We start from the raw sequence: 16,091 nt of genomic DNA on the forward strand, positions 1-16,091 counted from the left end.
ACGGGCCGCTGAAAGCCGGCGGGCGGGGTGGCAGGACCCGGCGGCGGGGTGGTTCGAGTACAGGTCAGGGAGCGGACGGGGTAGTGGCAGTTCAGCAGACGGTCGGGCCGGATCCGTATTTCCCGGCCAACGGTGACCCCCGGTACCGGGTGCACCGTTACGAGCTCACGCTGGACTACCGGCCCGGTCCGAACCGGCTGTCGGGCGCGGCGCGGATCAACGCGATCGCGGGGCGCTCGCCGCTGAGCGAATTCCAGCTGAACCTGGCCGACTTCAAGATCGGCCGGGTTCGGGTGGACGGCCGGCAGACGCACTACAGCCACCGGGGCGGGCGGCTGCGGATCCGTCCCGCGAAGCCGATCCGCGCCGGGGCGGCCTTCACGGTGGAGGTGCACTGGTCGGGCAATCCGAAGCCGGTGAGCAGCCCGTGGGGCGGTCTCGGCTGGGAGGAGCTGGGCGACGGGGCGCTGGTGGCGAGCCAGCCCGTCGGGGCGCCGTCCTGGTACCCGTGCAACGACCGGCCCGCGGACAAGGCCTCCTACCTGATATCGGTCACGGTGCCGTCGGCGTACTCGGTGGTGGCCGGCGGCCGGATGCTGACGCGGACCACCAAGGCCTCGACGACGACCTGGGTGTACGAGCAGGCGGCGCCGACGTCGAGCTATCTGGTCGGCCTGTCGATCGGCAAGTACCAGACCGTCCTGCTGGGCGATCCGGGGCTCGGCGGCATCCCGCAGCACGGGCACATTCCGGGGCACCTGCTGGCGGAGTTCTCCCGGGACTTCGCGCGGCAGCCGGGGATGATGCACCTCTTCCAACAGCTCTTCGGGCCCTACCCGTTCGACGAGTACGCGGTGGTCGTGGCGGACGAGGAGCTCGATGTCCCCGTCGAGGCACAGGGGTTGTCGCTGTTCGGCGTCAACCATGTGGACGGGGCGCGGGGTTCGGAGCGGCTCGTGGCGCACGAGCTGGCGCACCAGTGGTTCGGCAACAGCGTGTCCATCGCCGACTGGCGGCACATCTGGCTGAACGAGGGGTTCGCCAAGTACGCGGAGTGGCTGTGGTCGGAGCGGTCGGGCGGCCGCAGCGCGCAGCGACTCGCCGCCGTCGCCCACCGGTTGCTGTCCTCGCGGCCGCAGGATCTGCGGCTGGCCGACCCCGGCCGCAAGTCGATGTTCGACGACCGGCTCTACGAGCGCGGCGGCCTCACCGTCCACGCGCTGCGCTGCGCACTGGGCGACGAGGCGTTCTTCCGCATGCTGCGGGCCTGGCTCGGCCTGCACCGGGGCGGTTCGGTGACGACGTCGACGCTGGTCGCCCACGCGGCCCGCTTCGCCCCGGAGCCGCTGGACGACCTGTTCGACGCGTGGGTGTACGGCACGGCCCTGCCGCCGCTGCCGGTCCTGTCCCTGGGCCGCAGCGCGGGCGCGGAGTCGGCGTGACGCTGCGCGGTGACCGCGGTCACCGCGCAGCTCCCCGCGCCCCTCACGGGGCACAATGGGGCCCATGGCTCGACGTACCGCCCGCCCACGACAGCGCACCTCCGCCGCCGTCCCGGCCGGCTGCCCCTGCGGACTGCCCGCGGCCTACGAGGCCTGCTGCGGACGGTTTCACGCGGGCGGCGACGCCGCCCCCACCGCCGAGGCGCTGATGCGGTCGCGCTACTGCGCGTTCGTGCAGGGCGATGCGGGACATCTGCTGCGGACCTGGCATCCGCGGACCCGGCCGGAGCGGCTGGAGCTCGATCCGGGGATGCGGTGGACGGGGCTGGAGATCCTCGCCACGGCCGGCGGGAGCGCCTTCCACCCGACCGGGGTCGTGGAGTTCCGGGCGTCCTACCGGGGCGGGGCGCTGCACGAGCGCAGCAGCTTCGAGCGGGTGGACGGGGCCTGGGTGTACGTGGACGGGGAGTTCCCCGGCTAGGGTCTGTCCGGCCGGGCAGGCTCTGAGGCGCTTCAGGGCGCCAGGATGTCCAGTTCCTTCAGCGCGCCGAGCGTGATCTCTCGGGTGAGGCTTTCGGCGCGGGCCGGGTCGCGTTCGCGGACCGCCTCCGCGACCTGGACGTGCAGGGTGACGGCGGCCGGAGCCGGGTCCTCGAACATGACCTGGTGATGGGTGCGGCCGGTCAGGACCTCCGCGACCACATCGCCGAGACGGGCGAACATCTCGTTGCCGGAGGCGGTGAGGATCACCCGGTGGAAGGCCACGTCGTGGTCCAGATAGCCCTCCAGCCGGTGGCCGCGTGAGTTGGCCACCATGCCGAGCGCGCACTCCGTCAGCTCCGCGCACTGCTCCGCCGTCGCGTGCTGTGCCGCCAGGCCCGCCGCGACCGGCTCGATCGCCGAACGCAGGACGGTGAGCGAGCGCAGCTGGTGCGGGCGGTCGGCGCCGGCCAGCCGCCAGCGGATGACCTGCGGGTCGTAGACGTTCCACTCCGCCTTGGGCCGCACCGTCACGCCCACCCGGCGGCGGGACTCGACCAGGTGCATGGACTCGAGGACGCGGACCGCCTCGCGCATGACCGAGCGGGAGACGTCGAAACGCTGGGCGAGTTCGTCGGTGCGCAGGACACTGCCCGGCGGGTAGTCGCCCGCGGTGATCGCGGGGCCCAGGGCGTCCAGTACTTGGCCGTGCAGACCCCGGCCCGGAGTGGTCATGCACACAGAGTACGGCGTAGATCACGGAGCCAAAAAGTCAGACTTATTTGTCACAGACTCTTGAATTAGTCGTACCTAATCGGTTTCAGTGTCGTCGGCGTCCGTCGACGTCAGATGTCGAGGAAGACAGCGAGGCAGAGATGCGTACCCCCCATGTCGTCGTGGTGATGGGCGTCGCCGGCACGGGCAAGACCACCATCGGTCCCCTGCTCGCCGCCCGGCTCGGCGTCCCCTACGCCGAGGGCGACGACTTCCACCCGCAGGCCAACATCGCCAAGATGTCGGCCGGCACGCCGCTCGACGACGACGACCGGTGGCCCTGGCTCGACGCCATCGGCGCCTGGGCGGACGGGCGGGCCGGGCTCGGCGGGGTGGTCAGCTGCTCGGCGCTGAAGCGGTCCTACCGCGACCGGCTGCGGGCCTCGGCCCCCGGTGTCGTCTTCGTGCACCTGGCGGGGGACCGCGCGCTGATCGAGGACCGGATGGCGCACCGCCAGGGTCACTTCATGCCGACGGCCCTGCTGGACTCCCAGTTCGCCACGCTCCAGCCCCTCCAGGCGGACGAGGCGGGCGTCGTCGTCGACGTCTCCGGCAGCCCGGAGGCCATCGCCGGGCGGGCCGGGGCAGCGCTCGCCGCCCTTCCCGACGCCGCCGCACAACCCCCCGCGCTCCCCCTCTCCCCTCCCCCTCTCTCCACCCCCGGCTCCACCCCCGGCTCCACCTCCCTCCCGAACCCATGACCTTGTAAGGGACTCCCCGTGACCAGACTCAGTGTGGGGTGCTGGCAGCGGACACCGCCGAGCCCATCACCTCGGCCGGCCACGCGCAGTTGGGCATCGCCGTCCTGGCGGGCATCGCCGTGATCGTCCTGCTCATCACCAAGTTCAAGCTGCACGCCTTCCTGGCGCTGACCATCGGCTCGCTCGCGCTCGGCGCGTTCGCCGGGGCTCCGCTCGACAAGGCCATCGCCTCCTTCACCACCGGGCTCGGCGCCACGGTCGCCGGCGTGGGCGTGCTGATCGCGCTGGGCGCGATCCGCCACATAGCCCGTCCTGGTCATGCAGCCCGTCGCCCAGGCGCCGCCTGTGGCTCCCTTGACGGAACTTCCGTCACGGACGCCACAGGCGGTGTTCCCGCTCGGCCCACTCCCGGCTCACCGTGCCCGTGCGCATACCGCGGCGGGCCTCCGGATCGCCGAGGGCCATGCCGATGTGGCCGGCGAGGACGACGCCGACGGTCAGGGCCAGCCAGTCGTGGACGAAGGTCGCGCTGGTGCGCCACATGATCGGGGTGAGGTGGGTGAACCACATCAGCAGACCGGTGCCGAGCATCACGAGGGTCGCCCCCGCGATCCAGGCCGCGTAGATCTTCTGCCCGGCGTTGAACTTGGCCGCAGGCCGCGACTCCCGCCGCTTGTCCCGGTGCAGGGCGGCCCGCAGCCAGCGCCGGTCGTGCGGGCCGAAGCGGTTCAGGTGCCGCAGGTCGGCGCGGAAGGCGCGGGAGGCGAGCCCCGCCAGGACCGGGACGGGCAGGGCGAGGCCCGCCCACTCGTGGATCCGGACCACCAGCTCGCGGCGGCCCACGAGCTCGGCGAACTCGGGGATGTAGAGACAGGCCGCGGTCGCCACGCACACGCCCATCAGCGCGCCCGTGGTGCGGTGCACCCACCGTTCGGCCCGGCTGAACCGGCGGACACCCGTGGCGGCGGACGGCGCCTCAGCTCGTAGGCTCATCATCGCGTCCGTTCGAACGGCCGACCCAGGCGTCGACGTCGTAGCCCCGCTCCTCCCAGTAGCCCGGCTTCACCTTCTCGGTGACGGTGATGCCGGAGAGCCACTTGGCGGACTTGTAGAAGTACATGGGCGCCACATAGAGGCGGACCGGGCCGCCGTGGTCGTGACCGAGGTCCTTGTCCTGCATGCGCAGCGCGACGAGGACGTCGGCGCGGCGCGCCTGGGCGAGCGTGAGGCTCTCGGTGTAGGCGCCGTCGAAGCAGGTGAAGCGGATCGCGCCGGCCTCGGCCCGGACGCCGGCCGCGTCGAGGAGGGCGGAGAGCCGGACGCCCTCGAAAGGCGTGCCGGGGACCCGCCAGCCGGTGACGCACTGGACGTCCTTGACCATGCGGGTCTGGGGCATGGCCCTGAGCTGGGGCAGTGTGTAGCTGCCGGGGCGGTCGACCAGGCCGTCCACCGTGAGGCGGTAGTTCGTGGCGTTCTTGTGCGGGACCGACGAGGTCACCGAGTAGTAGCGGAAGCCGCCGCCGTTGGGCAGCAGGCCGGTGAGGCCGGTGGGGTCCTTGTCGGCCGCGCCGGCCAGGAAGGCCTCCATGCCGCGCTGGAGCGGGGGCGCGGCGACGACGCCCAGCGCACCGAGGGCGAGCGTGCCGAGGAAGACCCGCCGGCCTACGGGCGCGCCGCGCTCGCCGGGTGCGCCGTGTTCGCCGGGCGACGGGGGCGGCTCGGGCGGCTCGGACGCCTCTGACGGTCCGGATGGTTCGGGGTTCACCTTTCCATTCGAACACTCGGGGACCCGCGGGGCCAGCGATCCCGGGCGGCCGTCAGACTTCCGTCATCACTTCTTACCCCGCTCTCAGACCGGGGCCCCGCCATCGGTCCCGAGCGCGCCGGCACGGGCCGCGCGAAAGGCCGGGTACGGGTCGCGGGCCGGGTAGGACCAGGGCTCGGGGGTGGCGTGCTGCCCGATGCGCCGGAAGAGGGCGGCGGCCTCGGCGCCCCGGCCCTCGCAGAACGTGGCGTGGGCGAGGAAGTTCAGGTCGAGCAGCCGACGGGGGTGGCCGTCGCCCTCCCACTCCTCCCACTCCAGCCACCAGTCGAACGCGGCCTTCAGCACGTCCCGGGCCCGGCCGTCCTGCCAGTGCCCGGAGGCGACGGGGTCGGCGGGCGCGAAGCCGTGCGCGGCCAGGACGCGGTAGCGCTCGGCGTGCGCGACGACCGGGAGGACGGCCAGCGGGGAGTCGGCGGGCGCCTGCTCGGCGGCCCAGGCGGCGAAGTCGTAGACCTCGTGCAGCGGGTCCGGGCCGCCGTCCGACCGGCGCTCCGCGAGCCGGGCGACCATCAGATGGTGGGCGTGGTGGTGGTCGCGGTACCGGGACCGGACCTCCTCGAAGATGCGCACGGCCGCCGACCCGGCGTCCCGCTCCAGCTGGAGCAGGCCGAGCCAGGGGGTGGGGTCGGCGGGCGCGAGCGCGGCGGCCGACCGGCAGGCCGCCCGGGCGACGGCCGGATCGTCCTTGCCGCGCAGCGCCCGGCGGACCCGGGCCATCGCGTGCAGGACGGCGGCGTCGGCGCAGCCGGGTTCGGCCAGCAGCCAGTCATGGGCCCAGGCGGCCGCGTGCGGCTCGAGGGCGAGGACGGCGACCCGGTGCGCGCGGCGGTCCCAGTCGTCGCCGGTGCGGGCCAGCAGGGCGCGCACGGGCTGCCGTCGGCCCTGGGCCAACGCGGCGCGCGCGACGACGAGTTGACTGTCGTCCAGCGCCGGGTCGGGTGCGGGGGCGGGGACCGGGGCGGGGGTCTGACGGCCGCGCTCGTGAGCGCGGCCGAGGGAGAGCGGGGGTGGGGGCACCGCGGGGCTTCCTCATCCTCCTGGGAGGCGGCTGTGGCATCGGCCCGCGATCGGCCGATCACGCGCAGTCAACCCCCGGCCGACGCTCATCGTCAAGGCCCGGGAAACCGTGACAGGTGTCAACCGGCTTACGGCACAGGGAAGTTGACGCGACCCGGCCCTGGTGGGAGCCGCCGCGGCCGGAGCTTCGAGGAATCGGTGTGGCGTATGCCATGGCGCGGCCCGGCCGGAGCCCACACCATGGCCGTAGAGGGACGCTAGAGTCGGCCACTACGCACCCCGTCCGTGGTCCGACCGGATGATCGAGGTACGCAGCGTGTCGGTTCTGGTTCTGGTTCTCGCCGTGAGCGCCGCCTGCTGCCTGGGCTTCGGGTTCGTGCTCCAGCAGAACGCGGCCCAGAAGGCGCCGCTCGGCGACTTCCTCTCGCCGCGACTGCTCCTCGACCTCATGAGGGTGCCGCGCTGGCTCGGCGGCATCGGCCTGATGGTGGCCGGCATGGCGCTCGGCGCGGTCGCGCTCGGCCAGGGCGAGATCTCCCTGGTGGAACCGCTCCTCGCGACGAACCTGCTGTTCGCCCTCGCGCTCTCCCGCCACCAGACCAAGCAGCCGCTGGGCCGCCAGGGCTGGGCGGGCCTGCTGCTGCTCGCGGGCGGCGTGACCACCTTCATCGTGGCGGGCGAGCCGCGCGGCGGCAGCGCGCTCACGGATCCGCTGCGGCACTGGCTGATCATCGGCGTGATGGTCGGACTGGCCCTGCTGCTCACGACCTACGCCAAGCGCTCCCGGCTGAGCTCCGGCCCGGTCCTGCTCGCCCTGGCGGCCGGCCTGCTGTACGGCGTCCAGGACGCGCTGACCCGGGTCAGCGGGCAGCGGTTCTCCGCGGGCGGCCTCGGCGAGATGCTGACCGGCTGGCAGCCGTACGCGGTGCTCGCCCTCGGCGTGACCGGACTCGTACTGGTCCAGAGCGCCTTCGAGACGGCGCCCCTGCGGATGTCCCTGCCCGCGCTCACCGCCGCCCAGCCCCTCGCCGGGATCATCTGCGGCGTCGGCTTCCTCGGCGACCGGCTGCGCACCGACACCGGCGCGATGGCCTGGGAGGCGGCGGGGCTGGCGGCGATCGTCGCGGGCATCGTGCTCCTCGGACTCCACCCGGCGATGCCACGGGGCACGGCGCCGCGCGAGCGGGTGCCCGACCTCCAGCCCCGGTAGCAGCCGCGGTCGGCGACGGGCCTGCTTGGATGGGGCCATGAGCGCTGCTGACGAGATCCTCGACATCGTCGACGAGCACGACCGCGTCGTCGGACGGTTCCCGCGCGGGCAGGCGTACGCCGAGGGCCTGCGCCACCGCTGCGTCTTCGTCCGGGCCAGGGACGCCGAGGGCCGGATCTTCGTCCACCGCCGCACCCCGACCAAGCTGGTCTTCCCCTCCCTGTACGACATGTTCGTCGGCGGGGTGGTCGGCGCGGGCGAGAGCTACGACGACGCCGCTCTGCGCGAGGCCGAGGAGGAGCTGGGCGTGAGCGGTCTGCCCCGCCCGGAGTTCGTCCTCAAGTTCCGCTACGACGGCCCCGCCGGGAGCTGGTGGTCGGCCGTCTACGAGGTCCGCTGCGAGCTGCCGGTGAACCCCCAGGCGGAGGAGGTGGCCTGGCACGAGTTCCTTGCGGAGGCGGAGCTCGAACGGCGCCTGCCGGAGTGGGAGTGGGTGCCGGACGGGCTGGCCGCGCACGAACGGCTGCGGGAGTTCCACGCCCGGGGCGACGGGTAGGGTCCTGCGGGTGATCGAGTTCGTACGGAACGTCCGGTTGTGGTTCGCGCCCGCGCAGGTGCGGGAGGAGGGCAGCACGCCCGACTACCGGTTCTCGCTGGCGAACGAGCGTACGTTCCTGGCCTGGCTGCGCACCGCGCTCGCACTGATCGGCGGGGGCTTCGCGGTGGACCAGTTCCTGCCGGACCTGCGCTGGGGCTGGCGGGTCGGGCTCGCGCTCGCGCTGCTCGCGGCGGGCGTGCTGTGCTCGCTGCGCGCGGTGAACCACTGGGTGCGCTGCGAGCGGGCCATGCGCCGGGGCGAGGACCTGCCGGCGTCCCGCTTCCCGGCGCTGCTGGGCGTGCTCGTCGCGGTGGTGGCCGTGGCGATGGTCGTCGTGGTGCTGGTGGGGTGGGAGGGGTGAGCGGCGCGGCCGCGCCGGTGCGCGATCCCGGCCTCCAGCCCGAGCGGACCCGGCTCGCCTGGCGGCGGACGACGCTGGCGAGCACCGTCGCCGCCGTGCTCGGGCTGAAGAGCGCGCTGCACGGCGGCGCGTCGGCGGCGGCGCTCGTCGCCTGCGCCCTGGTCTGCGGCCTGTGGCTGGCCTTCCTGCTGCTCGCCCACCGCCGTATCCGCGCCCTCGCCGCCACGGCGATCCCGGCGGCCCTGACCCCACGGCACGCCACGGCGACGGCGCTCTGCGCGGTGGCCACTGCGGTGTGCGCCGCGGCCCTGGTCCTCTAGGCCCGTACTTCGCAGGTCACCCGATCGTGAAGATCAAGTGGTCGTGGCTGATCGCTCGCCGATCGGAACCGCTACGGCAATAGCGGTCCCGGACCGACCCAGTCGAGATCGGACGCTGAGAGGCCGCTGCGGCGAACCTTTTCGGCGACCTGCGAAGTACGGGTCTAGGGGGTTTCCTACTCGGTCGTCTCGTCCGCCCAGTCGACCGTCACCACGATCTTGCCGCGGGTGCGGCCCTGCTGGTTCAGTCGGTGGGCGTCCGCCGCGCGTTCCAGCGGGAACGTGTCGGAGACGTGCACGGAGACCACGCCCTGTTCGGCGAGTCCCGCCAGCCGGGTGAGGTCCTCGGCGTCGGGCCGGACCCAGTAGTACCGGCCGCCGTAGCCGACGACGTCCCCGTCGGCGATCGACACCAGGCGTCCTTCCGGGGCCAGCAGATTGGCGGAGACCTTCAGGCTGTCGCCGCCGACCGTGTCGAAGGCCGCGTCCACGCCCTCGGGGGCCAGCCCTCGCACCCGTTCGGAGAGGCCCTCGCCGTAGGTCACGGGCTCGCCGCCGAGCGAGCGCACGAAGTCGTGGTTGGCCTCGCTCGCCGTGCCGATCACCCGGGCGCCCAGGTGGGCGGCGAGCTGCACGGCGATGGAGCCGACGCCGCCCGCCGCCGCGTGGACGAGGACCGTCTCGCCCCGTTTGACCTGGAGGGCCTTGGTCAGCACCTGGTAGGCGGTGAGTCCGGCCAACGGCAGGCCGGCGGCCTGCTCCCAGGTGAGGTTGCGCGGCTTGCGGGCCAGGGTGCGCACCGGGGCGGCGACGTACTCGGCGAAGGTGCCGCGCGAGAGGAAGTCCTCGCGGACGTAGCCGATGACCTCGTCGCCGACCGCGTACTCCGCGACGGACGCCCCGAGCTGGACGACGACCCCCGAGACGTCCCACCCCGGAACGACCGGGAAGACGGCGTCGATGATCGGGTCCAGGTACCCCTCGCGGCACTTCCAGTCGACGGGGTTCACGGCCGCCGCCCGCACCTTGACCAGCACCGAGTCGGGACCGACCTTGGGGTCCCGGACGTCCCCGAAGCGAAGCGTCTCCGGCCCGCCGTAGCGTGAGTAGCTGATGGCCTTCATGGGTCCGACCCTCCGGGGTCCCCGCACGCCACGCAAGCCGAATGACCCGTTGTGCGGAGTTCGACATGGTTCGCGTGGCAGCCTGTCCGACGTCATCACCCCCACAGCTTCGAAGGTGAGCACCGCATGACCACCCTGCACGTCGAGCACCCCGCCCACCCGCACAGCCACGGCCCGGACTGCGGGCACACCCGGGTGAGCCACGGCGACCATGTCGACTACGCCCACGACGGGCATCTGCACCGGGAGCACGGCGGCCACTGGGACGAGTGCGAGCCCGGCGGGCATGTGACCCACGACGGGCACGAGCACCGGCACGGCGCGGACTGCGGGCACCCGAGCGTGCTCCACGGCGATCACGTGGACTACCTGCACGACGGTCACCGGCACGCGGAGCACGACGGCCACTGGGACGACCACTGACACGAGCACCGGCGCGGCCGCAGGACGACGACCGGGGCGGCTGAAAACCGCCCGCACACGGCTCCCCGGGTGCTGCCCGGGGAGCCGTCGCCCTATCGTGGGCCCCTCGTGGCTCAGATCACGTTGGGCGCGACCACTGGACGGCATACCGACCGGTCGGCATCATGGGACGGAGTCCCGTTCGCCCGTCCCGTCCGTAGGAGCGACGCATGAGCCCCGACCACCCGCCCGGACTCGACCTCGACCGGCTGCGCGCCCTGCTGGAACGCGAGCGCCCCGGTCTGGTCCGGGGCCCCCTCACCGGCCGGCTGATCGAGGGCGGGCGGTCGAACCTCACCTACGCGGTCTCCGACGGCGAGGCGAAGTGGGTCGTCCGGCGGCCTCCGCTCGGGCACGTCCTGGCCACCGCGCACGACATGAAGCGCGAGCACCGGGTGATCAGCGCACTGCACCCGACGAGTGTGCCGGTGCCGCGCCCGGTGCTGCTGTGCGAGGACCCCGAGAACGAGGCGGTGCTCGGGGCGCCCTTCTACGTCATGGAGTTCGTCGAGGGCACCCCCTACCGCACGGCCGAGGACCTCGCCCCGCTCGGCGAGCAGCGCACCCGGGACGCGGTGCTGTCGCTGGTGGACACGCTGGTGGAACTGCACGCGGTGGACCCCGCCGGGGTGGGCCTGGCCGACTTCGGCCGTCCCGAGGGCTTCCTGGACCGGCAGCTGCGCCGCTGGGGCAAGCAGCTCGACGCCTCCCGCAGCCGCGACCTCGCCGGGATCGACGAGCTGCACGCGGCGCTCGGCCGCGCGCTGCCGCACTCCCCCGCCCCCGCGGTCGTGCACGGCGACTACCGGCTCGACAACGTGCTGATCGGCGCCGACGACAAGATCAAGGCGATCCTCGACTGGGAGATGTCGACGCTCGGCGACCCGCTGACCGACCTGGGCCTGCTGGTGATGTACAGCGTGCCGCTGGAGCTGCCGGACTCCCCCATCTCCACGACCGCCGCCGCCGTCGGACACCCGTCGGCGGCCGAGCTGATCGAGCGGTACGCGGTCCGTTCCGGCCGGGACGTCTCGGCGGTCTCCTGGTACACGGCGTTCGCCTGGTTCAAGCTCGCCGTGATCCTGGAGGGCATCCACTACCGCTACACGCTGGGCCAGACGGTCGGGCGCGGCTTCGACCGCATCGGGGATCTCGTCCCCCTCTTCATCGCGCACGGCACGACCACTCTCCAGGAAGGCTGACCGGCATGGACTTCGCGTTCGACGCCCGCACCGAGGAACTCCGCGCCAAGCTGCTCGCCTTCATGGACGAGTACGTCTACCCGGCCGAGGCCGTCGCCGAGGAGCAGCGCGCGCTGCTGGCCTCGCCGTGGGACACCCCGGCGGTGGTGGAGGAGCTGAAGGCGGAGGCCCGCAGGCAGGGCCTGTGGAACCTCTTCCTGCCCGACGCCGAGCACGGCGCCGGTCTGACGAACCTCCAGTACGCGCCGCTGGCCGAGCTCACCGGCCGCTCCCCGCATCTGGCGCCGACGGCCCTGAACTGCGCCGCGCCGGACACCGGGAACATGGAGGTGCTGGCGCAGTTCGGCGACGACCAGCAGAAGAAGCAGTGGCTGGAGCCGCTGCTGGCCGGTGAGATCCGCTCGGCGTTCGCGATGACCGAGCCGGACGTGGCCTCCTCCGACGCCACCAACATCACCACGCACATCGAGCGGGACGGCGACGACTACGTCGTCACGGGCCGCAAGTGGTACATCTCCGGGGCGATGAACCCGGACTGCCGGATCTTCATCGTGATGGGCAAGACGGACCCGGACGGCGCCGATCCGCGCCGCCAGCAGTCCATGATCCTGGTCCCGCGCGACACCCCCGGCGTCACCGTGAAGCGCGCCATGAAGGTCTTCGGGTACGAGGACCACTCGCACGGCGGCCACGCCGAGGTGGTCTTCGACCACGCGCGCGTGCCGGTGACGAACCTGGTCGGCGAGGAGGGCGGCGGCTTCGCCATCGCCCAGGCCCGGCTCGGCCCCGGCCGCATCCACCACTGCATGCGGCTGATCGGCATGGCGGAGCGGGCGATCGAGCTGATGTGCCGACGGGCCGTCTCCCGCGACGCCTTCGGCAGGTCGCTGGCCCAGCAGGGCGTGATCCACAACTGGATCGCGGACGCGCGCGTGACGGTCGAGCAGCTGCGCCTGCTGGTGCTGAAGACCGCCTGGATGATGGACACGGTCGGCAACCGGGGCGCCCACACCGAGATCCAGGCCATCAAGATCGCGACGCCCCGCGCGGTCGTCGACATCATCGACCGCGCGATCCAGCTCCACGGCGCGGGCGGCGTCAGCCAGGACTTCCCCCTGGCCGAGCTGTACGCGAGCGCCCGCACCCTGATGATCGCCGACGGCCCGGACGAGGTCCACCAGCGGTCGCTGGCCCGGCGGGAGCTGAAGAAGTACCTGTAGGGCACGCGGTAAGGGGCGGTCGCCATGGGCGACCGCCCCTTACCGCCGGGCGCAGCCGCTACGGACGCAGCGCCCGCAGCAGCAGGTCGGCCAGGTGGTCGGCGACCTCCTGGGGGCTCATCGGTCCGCCCGGCCGGTACCAGGTCGACAGGTGGTGCACGGACCCGAAGTGGTAGTCCACGACCAGGTCGGCCGGGGTCGCCGTGGAGAAGACACCGGTCTCCTGGCCCTCCTCGATGAGCGCGCGGAAGCGTTCGTGATACCGCCGCCGCTCGGCCCGCACCTGCTTGTTCTTCTCCGGGCTCAGATGGTGCATCGACCGGAAGAAGATCATCGCGTCGTCGAGGTTCTCGATCGTCGTGACCACGACGTCCGCCGCCGCGCCGCGCAGCCGCTTCTCGATCGGCTCGTCGGCGTTCGCGAAGGCGTCCAGGCGCTCCTGCTGGACGCGCAGCACGCGCGCGTACACCTCGTGCAGGAGGTCGTCCTTGGAGCCGAAGTAGTGGTACAGCGCCCCCTTGGTGACACCGGCCGCCTCCACGATCTCCTGCACCGAGGTGCGGTCGTAGCCCTGCTCGGCGAAGAGCCGGGTGGCGGCGGCCAGCAGCCGCTGCGGCACGGGGGTCCCGTCGCCGTCCGTCGTCCTGGGCACTGCCGCCACCTCTCGCTTTGTTCCTGCCGACCGGAGTGTCTACCGACCGTCGTGCGGGCGGGAACGCAGTTCCCGACGGAGGATCTTCCCACTCGCCGTCTTGGGCAGCTCGGGCAGGATCTCCACCTGACGCGGATACTTGTAGGCCGCCAGTCTGTCCTTGCAGTAAGCGGCGAGCGTATCGGCATCCGCGTCGGCTCCGGGTCGCAGGCTGATGTACGCCTTGACGGTCTCCCCGCGGTAGCCGTCCGGCACCCCGACCACGGCGGCCTCGCGCACCGCCGGATGCGTGTACAGCACGTCCTCGACCTCGCGCGGCCACACCTTGAAGCCGGACGCGTTGATCATGTCCTTCTTGCGGTCGACGACGTACAGCCAGCCGCGCTCGTCCATGAACCCGATGTCGCCGGTGCGCAGCTCCCCGCCGGGGAAGGTCTCGGCGGTGGCCTCGGGCCGCCGCCAGTACCCGGGCACGACCTGCGGCCCCCGGACGACGATCTCGCCCTGCTCGCCGAAGGGCACCTCCGCGCCCCGGTCGTCGACGATCCGCACGATCGTGTCGGGTCCGGGCACGCCGACCGCGAGGGTCCCGGAGGCCGGGTCGACCGGCGCCTCCAACTGCGGCGGGACGGAGGCGCAGGGGGCGGTGCACTCGGTGAGCCCGTAGCCGTTGCGGATGTACGGCCCGAAGCCGGCCCGGAACCTCTCCACCAGGGCGGGCGGCACCGGTGCTCCGCCGGAGGAGATGTTCACGAAGGAGGAGAAGTGGTCGGGCGTGACGTCCGGGTGGGCGGCCAGCGCCATGAAGGCGGTGGAAGGGCCGACGGTGTAGTGCGGCCGGTGCTCGGCGAACGCCTCCAGCACGACGCCCGTCTCGAAGCGGTACGTCAGCACGAGCGTGCCCGCGCTGTTCAGACAGGCGCCGAGCTGGCAGACCATGCCGGTGATGTGGAACAGCGGCGCGAGCGCGTAGTAGACGGGCGCCTCGGGCAGATGCAGCCCGGTGCGCTGCCGCTCGGCGTTGAACATGATGTTGGCGTGGGTGTTGGTCGCGCCCTTGGGGGCCCCGCTGGTGCCCGAGGTGTAGCTGATCAGGGCGATGCCGTCGGGGTCGGACTCGCGGCCCTCGGGCGCCGGATGGCCGGCCCGGGCGACGACGGTGAGGTCGTCGGCGTCGGACGCCTGCTCAAGCCGTTCGAAGGGCAGCACGCGCGCGTCGCCCCGCGTCTGGAAGTCCAGCTCGCAGCCGGTGAGCACGATCCGCACCGGCGAGTCGGCGGCCGTGTCGCGCAGATACGACTCCCAGGCCCGGTCGGAGCAGATCAGCGCGGCGACCTCGCCGTCCCGCAGGACATGGGCGACCTCCCCCGACTTGTACATCGGGTTGACGGGGACGACCGTCGCGCCCGCCTTCCAGGCGCCCAGCAGGGCGAGCACGAAGAGCGGGGAGTTCTGCAGCAGCACGGCGACCCGGTCGCCGGACTCCAGGCCGCGGGCGGCGAGGTGACCGGCGACGGAGTCGCTCAGCTCGTCCACCTCGCGGTAGCTGAGCCGCCCGTCGAAGTAGGCGAGGCAGGTGCGGTCGGGGGCCTCGGCGACAGACCGGCGGAAGGCGTGGACGAGGGAGTCGGCGGGATCGATCGGGGCGCGCTGGGCGTCGTCGAGAAGGTCCAGCCAGGGCTTGGCCGCGTAACGGGAGACGGGCGCGGGGTCGGGCGTGGCGTCGGGCGTGGTCATTCGGCGGCCGCCTCCCACTTCTGCTGGAGGTGGTTCATGTTGGTCAGCCAGCGGTCGGGTTCGCTCGCGCGCACCTGGTAGTACCCGGCGACCTCGGGGTGCGGCAGGATCAGGAAACGGTCCTCGGCGATGCCCTTGAACAGGGCGTCCGCCACGTCCTGCGGCTCGATCGCGGTGGGCTTGAGCACCAGGTCGCCCGCGCTGCCGGTGGCCTCCAGCATGTCGGTGCGCACGCCCTGGGGACAGATCGCGTGGACCTTGATCCCCCGGTGGCGGTAGGTCAGCGACAGCCATTCGGCGAAGGCGTACGCGCCGTGCTTGGTGACGCTGTAGGGCGCGGCCCCGATCATCGTGAGCAGCCCGGCGGCGGAGACGGTGGAGACGAACCGGCCCTTGCCGCGCTCCAGCCAGCCCGGCAACAGCGCGTGCGCCGCGCGGACATGCGCCATGACGTTGACGTCCCAGGCCTGCGCCCAGACGGCCTCCCCGGCCGCCTCCGAGCCGCCCGAGGCGACTCCGGCGTTGGCGCAGTACACGTCGACCGCGCCGCCGAGCGCCTCCCGGGCCGCCTCGACGATCGCCGAGGCGTCGCCCGCAACCGCGATGCCGCCGATCTCGTCGGCGACGGCCCGCGCACGGTCGGCGTCCAGGTCGTTGACGACGACCCGGGCACCCTCGGCGGCGAAGCGGCGGGCCAGCGCGGCCCCGATGCCGCCCCCCGCTCCGGTCACGACCACTCCGGCATCCTGCACGGCTTCCACCATCGGTCTCCTTCGACGCGACTGCGGCACGAATCGGCTCCGACGCCAGACTAACCGGTCGGTATGTATCAGGAAAGGGCCGACCACAGGGTACGCGCGCTCCGGCGGACCCGTGGGGATCGTCTTTTGTACGGATCCGCAGTGACGTATGGCCAATTGCGGCTGTTGGCAGGACGATGCGCGCACCTGGCGCACCACTTCGGGG

At 72.8% G+C, this 16,091-nt stretch carries 18 protein-coding genes and 1 pseudogene; 11 read left to right on the forward strand and 8 right to left on the reverse strand.

Translation table 11 applies throughout. From position 1 onward, the window contains the following. Positions 1-83: 83 nt before the first annotated feature. On the forward strand, positions 84-1,442 hold the full coding sequence (locus AB0J04_RS25935; protein ID WP_363170945.1) for a M1 family metallopeptidase: 1,359 nt from the start codon (positions 84-86) through the stop codon (positions 1,440-1,442). 64 nt (positions 1,443-1,506) lie between these two features. Further along, positions 1,507-1,923 (forward strand): YchJ family metal-binding protein, encoded by a 417-nt coding sequence (locus AB0J04_RS25940; RefSeq protein WP_363170946.1) that lies wholly within the window; start codon positions 1,507-1,509, stop codon positions 1,921-1,923. 32 nt (positions 1,924-1,955) lie between these two features. Here AB0J04_RS25940 and AB0J04_RS25945 read toward each other — a convergent pair whose 3' ends face one another. Beyond that, entirely contained in the window at positions 1,956-2,657 is a 702-nt protein-coding gene (locus tag AB0J04_RS25945; protein WP_363170947.1) for a FadR/GntR family transcriptional regulator, read from the reverse strand. A gap of 140 nt (positions 2,658-2,797) precedes the next feature. Between AB0J04_RS25945 and AB0J04_RS25950 the strand changes: the two genes are divergently transcribed. Together AB0J04_RS25950 and AB0J04_RS25955 are read left to right on the forward strand one after the other, a co-directional pair. Next, a complete protein-coding gene (locus AB0J04_RS25950; RefSeq protein WP_363170948.1) occupies positions 2,798-3,397 on the forward strand; it encodes a gluconokinase in 600 nt (199 codons plus the stop codon). 38 nt (positions 3,398-3,435) lie between these two features. Further along, positions 3,436-3,693, forward strand: a pseudogene (locus tag AB0J04_RS25955) (gluconate transporter); the annotation flags it as partial. 73 nt (positions 3,694-3,766) lie between these two features. Here the strand turns inward: AB0J04_RS25955 and AB0J04_RS25960 are convergent. From AB0J04_RS25960 to AB0J04_RS25970, 3 genes are all read right to left on the reverse strand, one after another. Continuing rightward, entirely contained in the window at positions 3,767-4,390 is a 624-nt protein-coding gene (locus AB0J04_RS25960) for a cytochrome b/b6 domain-containing protein (protein WP_363170949.1), read from the reverse strand. Further along, entirely contained in the window at positions 4,374-5,162 is a 789-nt protein-coding gene (locus AB0J04_RS25965; RefSeq protein ID WP_363170950.1) for a molybdopterin-dependent oxidoreductase, read from the reverse strand. The genes AB0J04_RS25960 and AB0J04_RS25965 overlap by 17 nt, the downstream gene beginning before the upstream one ends. A gap of 84 nt (positions 5,163-5,246) precedes the next feature. After that, on the reverse strand, positions 5,247-6,239 hold the full coding sequence (locus AB0J04_RS25970; protein WP_363170951.1) for a hypothetical protein: 993 nt from the start codon (positions 6,237-6,239) through the stop codon (positions 5,247-5,249). A gap of 316 nt (positions 6,240-6,555) precedes the next feature. Here AB0J04_RS25970 and AB0J04_RS25975 point away from each other — a divergent pair, with 316 nt between their 5' ends. From AB0J04_RS25975 to AB0J04_RS25990, 4 genes are read left to right on the forward strand one after another with little or no spacing between them, the layout of a single operon-like run. Then, complete coding sequence (locus tag AB0J04_RS25975; RefSeq protein ID WP_363170952.1) at positions 6,556-7,449, forward strand: DMT family transporter; 894 nt, start codon at positions 6,556-6,558, stop codon at positions 7,447-7,449. A gap of 37 nt (positions 7,450-7,486) precedes the next feature. Beyond that, on the forward strand, positions 7,487-8,005 hold the full coding sequence (locus tag AB0J04_RS25980) for an NUDIX domain-containing protein (protein WP_363170953.1): 519 nt from the start codon (positions 7,487-7,489) through the stop codon (positions 8,003-8,005). Between the two features lie 10 nt (positions 8,006-8,015). After that, the gene (locus AB0J04_RS25985) at positions 8,016-8,408 is read left to right on the forward strand and encodes a DUF202 domain-containing protein (RefSeq protein WP_363170954.1); all 393 of its coding nucleotides are present in this window, start codon (positions 8,016-8,018) and stop codon (positions 8,406-8,408) included. Further along, a complete protein-coding gene (locus AB0J04_RS25990) occupies positions 8,405-8,728 on the forward strand; it encodes a DUF202 domain-containing protein (protein ID WP_363170955.1) in 324 nt (107 codons plus the stop codon). The genes AB0J04_RS25985 and AB0J04_RS25990 overlap by 4 nt, the downstream gene beginning before the upstream one ends. A gap of 176 nt (positions 8,729-8,904) precedes the next feature. On the opposite strand, the gene AB0J04_RS25995 is transcribed toward AB0J04_RS25990, so the two are convergent. Beyond that, positions 8,905-9,852 (reverse strand): NADP-dependent oxidoreductase, encoded by a 948-nt coding sequence (locus AB0J04_RS25995; protein WP_363170956.1) that lies wholly within the window; start codon positions 9,850-9,852, stop codon positions 8,905-8,907. 126 nt (positions 9,853-9,978) lie between these two features. On the opposite strand from AB0J04_RS25995, the gene AB0J04_RS26000 reads away from it, so the two are divergent. The 3 genes from AB0J04_RS26000 to AB0J04_RS26010 all read left to right on the forward strand — a co-directional run bounded on the left by AB0J04_RS26000 (position 9,979) and on the right by AB0J04_RS26010 (position 12,736). Then, positions 9,979-10,275 (forward strand): hypothetical protein, encoded by a 297-nt coding sequence (locus AB0J04_RS26000; RefSeq protein WP_351914226.1) that lies wholly within the window; start codon positions 9,979-9,981, stop codon positions 10,273-10,275. Positions 10,276-10,484: 209 nt separating this feature from the next. Beyond that, positions 10,485-11,516, forward strand: a complete 1,032-nt coding sequence (locus AB0J04_RS26005) for a phosphotransferase family protein (protein ID WP_363170957.1) — start codon at positions 10,485-10,487, stop codon at positions 11,514-11,516. Positions 11,517-11,521: 5 nt separating this feature from the next. Then, a complete protein-coding gene (locus tag AB0J04_RS26010) occupies positions 11,522-12,736 on the forward strand; it encodes an acyl-CoA dehydrogenase family protein (RefSeq protein ID WP_363170958.1) in 1,215 nt (404 codons plus the stop codon). A gap of 58 nt (positions 12,737-12,794) precedes the next feature. On the opposite strand, the gene AB0J04_RS26015 is transcribed toward AB0J04_RS26010, so the two are convergent. From AB0J04_RS26015 to AB0J04_RS26025, 3 genes are read right to left on the reverse strand one after another with little or no spacing between them, the layout of a single operon-like run. Continuing rightward, positions 12,795-13,388, reverse strand: a complete 594-nt coding sequence (locus tag AB0J04_RS26015) for a TetR/AcrR family transcriptional regulator (protein WP_363170959.1) — start codon at positions 13,386-13,388, stop codon at positions 12,795-12,797. A gap of 39 nt (positions 13,389-13,427) precedes the next feature. After that, positions 13,428-15,125 (reverse strand): AMP-binding protein, encoded by a 1,698-nt coding sequence (locus tag AB0J04_RS26020; protein WP_363170960.1) that lies wholly within the window; start codon positions 15,123-15,125, stop codon positions 13,428-13,430. Beyond that, positions 15,122-15,889 (reverse strand): SDR family oxidoreductase, encoded by a 768-nt coding sequence (locus AB0J04_RS26025; protein WP_363170961.1) that lies wholly within the window; start codon positions 15,887-15,889, stop codon positions 15,122-15,124. Before AB0J04_RS26025 ends, AB0J04_RS26020 begins: the two co-directional genes overlap by 4 nt. Between the last annotated feature and the right edge of the window lie 202 nt (positions 15,890-16,091).

This window comes from Streptomyces sp. NPDC050263 (assembly GCF_040655955.1).
Taxonomy (GTDB): Bacteria; Actinomycetota; Actinomycetes; order Streptomycetales; family Streptomycetaceae; genus Streptomyces.

What these genes read in the sequence shown, in the direction of transcription:
- AB0J04_RS25940 (WP_363170946.1), top strand. Translation starts at nt 1,507, where the DNA reads ATGGCTCGACGTACCGCCCGCCCACGACAGCGCACCTCCGCCGCCGTC.
- AB0J04_RS25945 (WP_363170947.1), bottom strand. Translation starts at nt 2,657, where the DNA reads ATGACCACTCCGGGCCGGGGTCTGCACGGCCAAGTACTGGACGCCCTG.
- AB0J04_RS25950 (WP_363170948.1), top strand. Translation starts at nt 2,798, where the DNA reads ATGCGTACCCCCCATGTCGTCGTGGTGATGGGCGTCGCCGGCACGGGC.
- AB0J04_RS25960 (WP_363170949.1), bottom strand. Translation starts at nt 4,390, where the DNA reads ATGAGCCTACGAGCTGAGGCGCCGTCCGCCGCCACGGGTGTCCGCCGG.
- AB0J04_RS25980 (WP_363170953.1), top strand. Translation starts at nt 7,487, where the DNA reads ATGAGCGCTGCTGACGAGATCCTCGACATCGTCGACGAGCACGACCGC.
- AB0J04_RS25995 (WP_363170956.1), bottom strand. Translation starts at nt 9,852, where the DNA reads ATGAAGGCCATCAGCTACTCACGCTACGGCGGGCCGGAGACGCTTCGC.
- AB0J04_RS26000 (WP_351914226.1), top strand. Translation starts at nt 9,979, where the DNA reads ATGACCACCCTGCACGTCGAGCACCCCGCCCACCCGCACAGCCACGGC.
- AB0J04_RS26005 (WP_363170957.1), top strand. Translation starts at nt 10,485, where the DNA reads ATGAGCCCCGACCACCCGCCCGGACTCGACCTCGACCGGCTGCGCGCC.
- AB0J04_RS26010 (WP_363170958.1), top strand. Translation starts at nt 11,522, where the DNA reads ATGGACTTCGCGTTCGACGCCCGCACCGAGGAACTCCGCGCCAAGCTG.
- AB0J04_RS26020 (WP_363170960.1), bottom strand. Translation starts at nt 15,125, where the DNA reads ATGACCACGCCCGACGCCACGCCCGACCCCGCGCCCGTCTCCCGTTAC.
- AB0J04_RS26025 (WP_363170961.1), bottom strand. Translation starts at nt 15,889, where the DNA reads ATGGTGGAAGCCGTGCAGGATGCCGGAGTGGTCGTGACCGGAGCGGGG.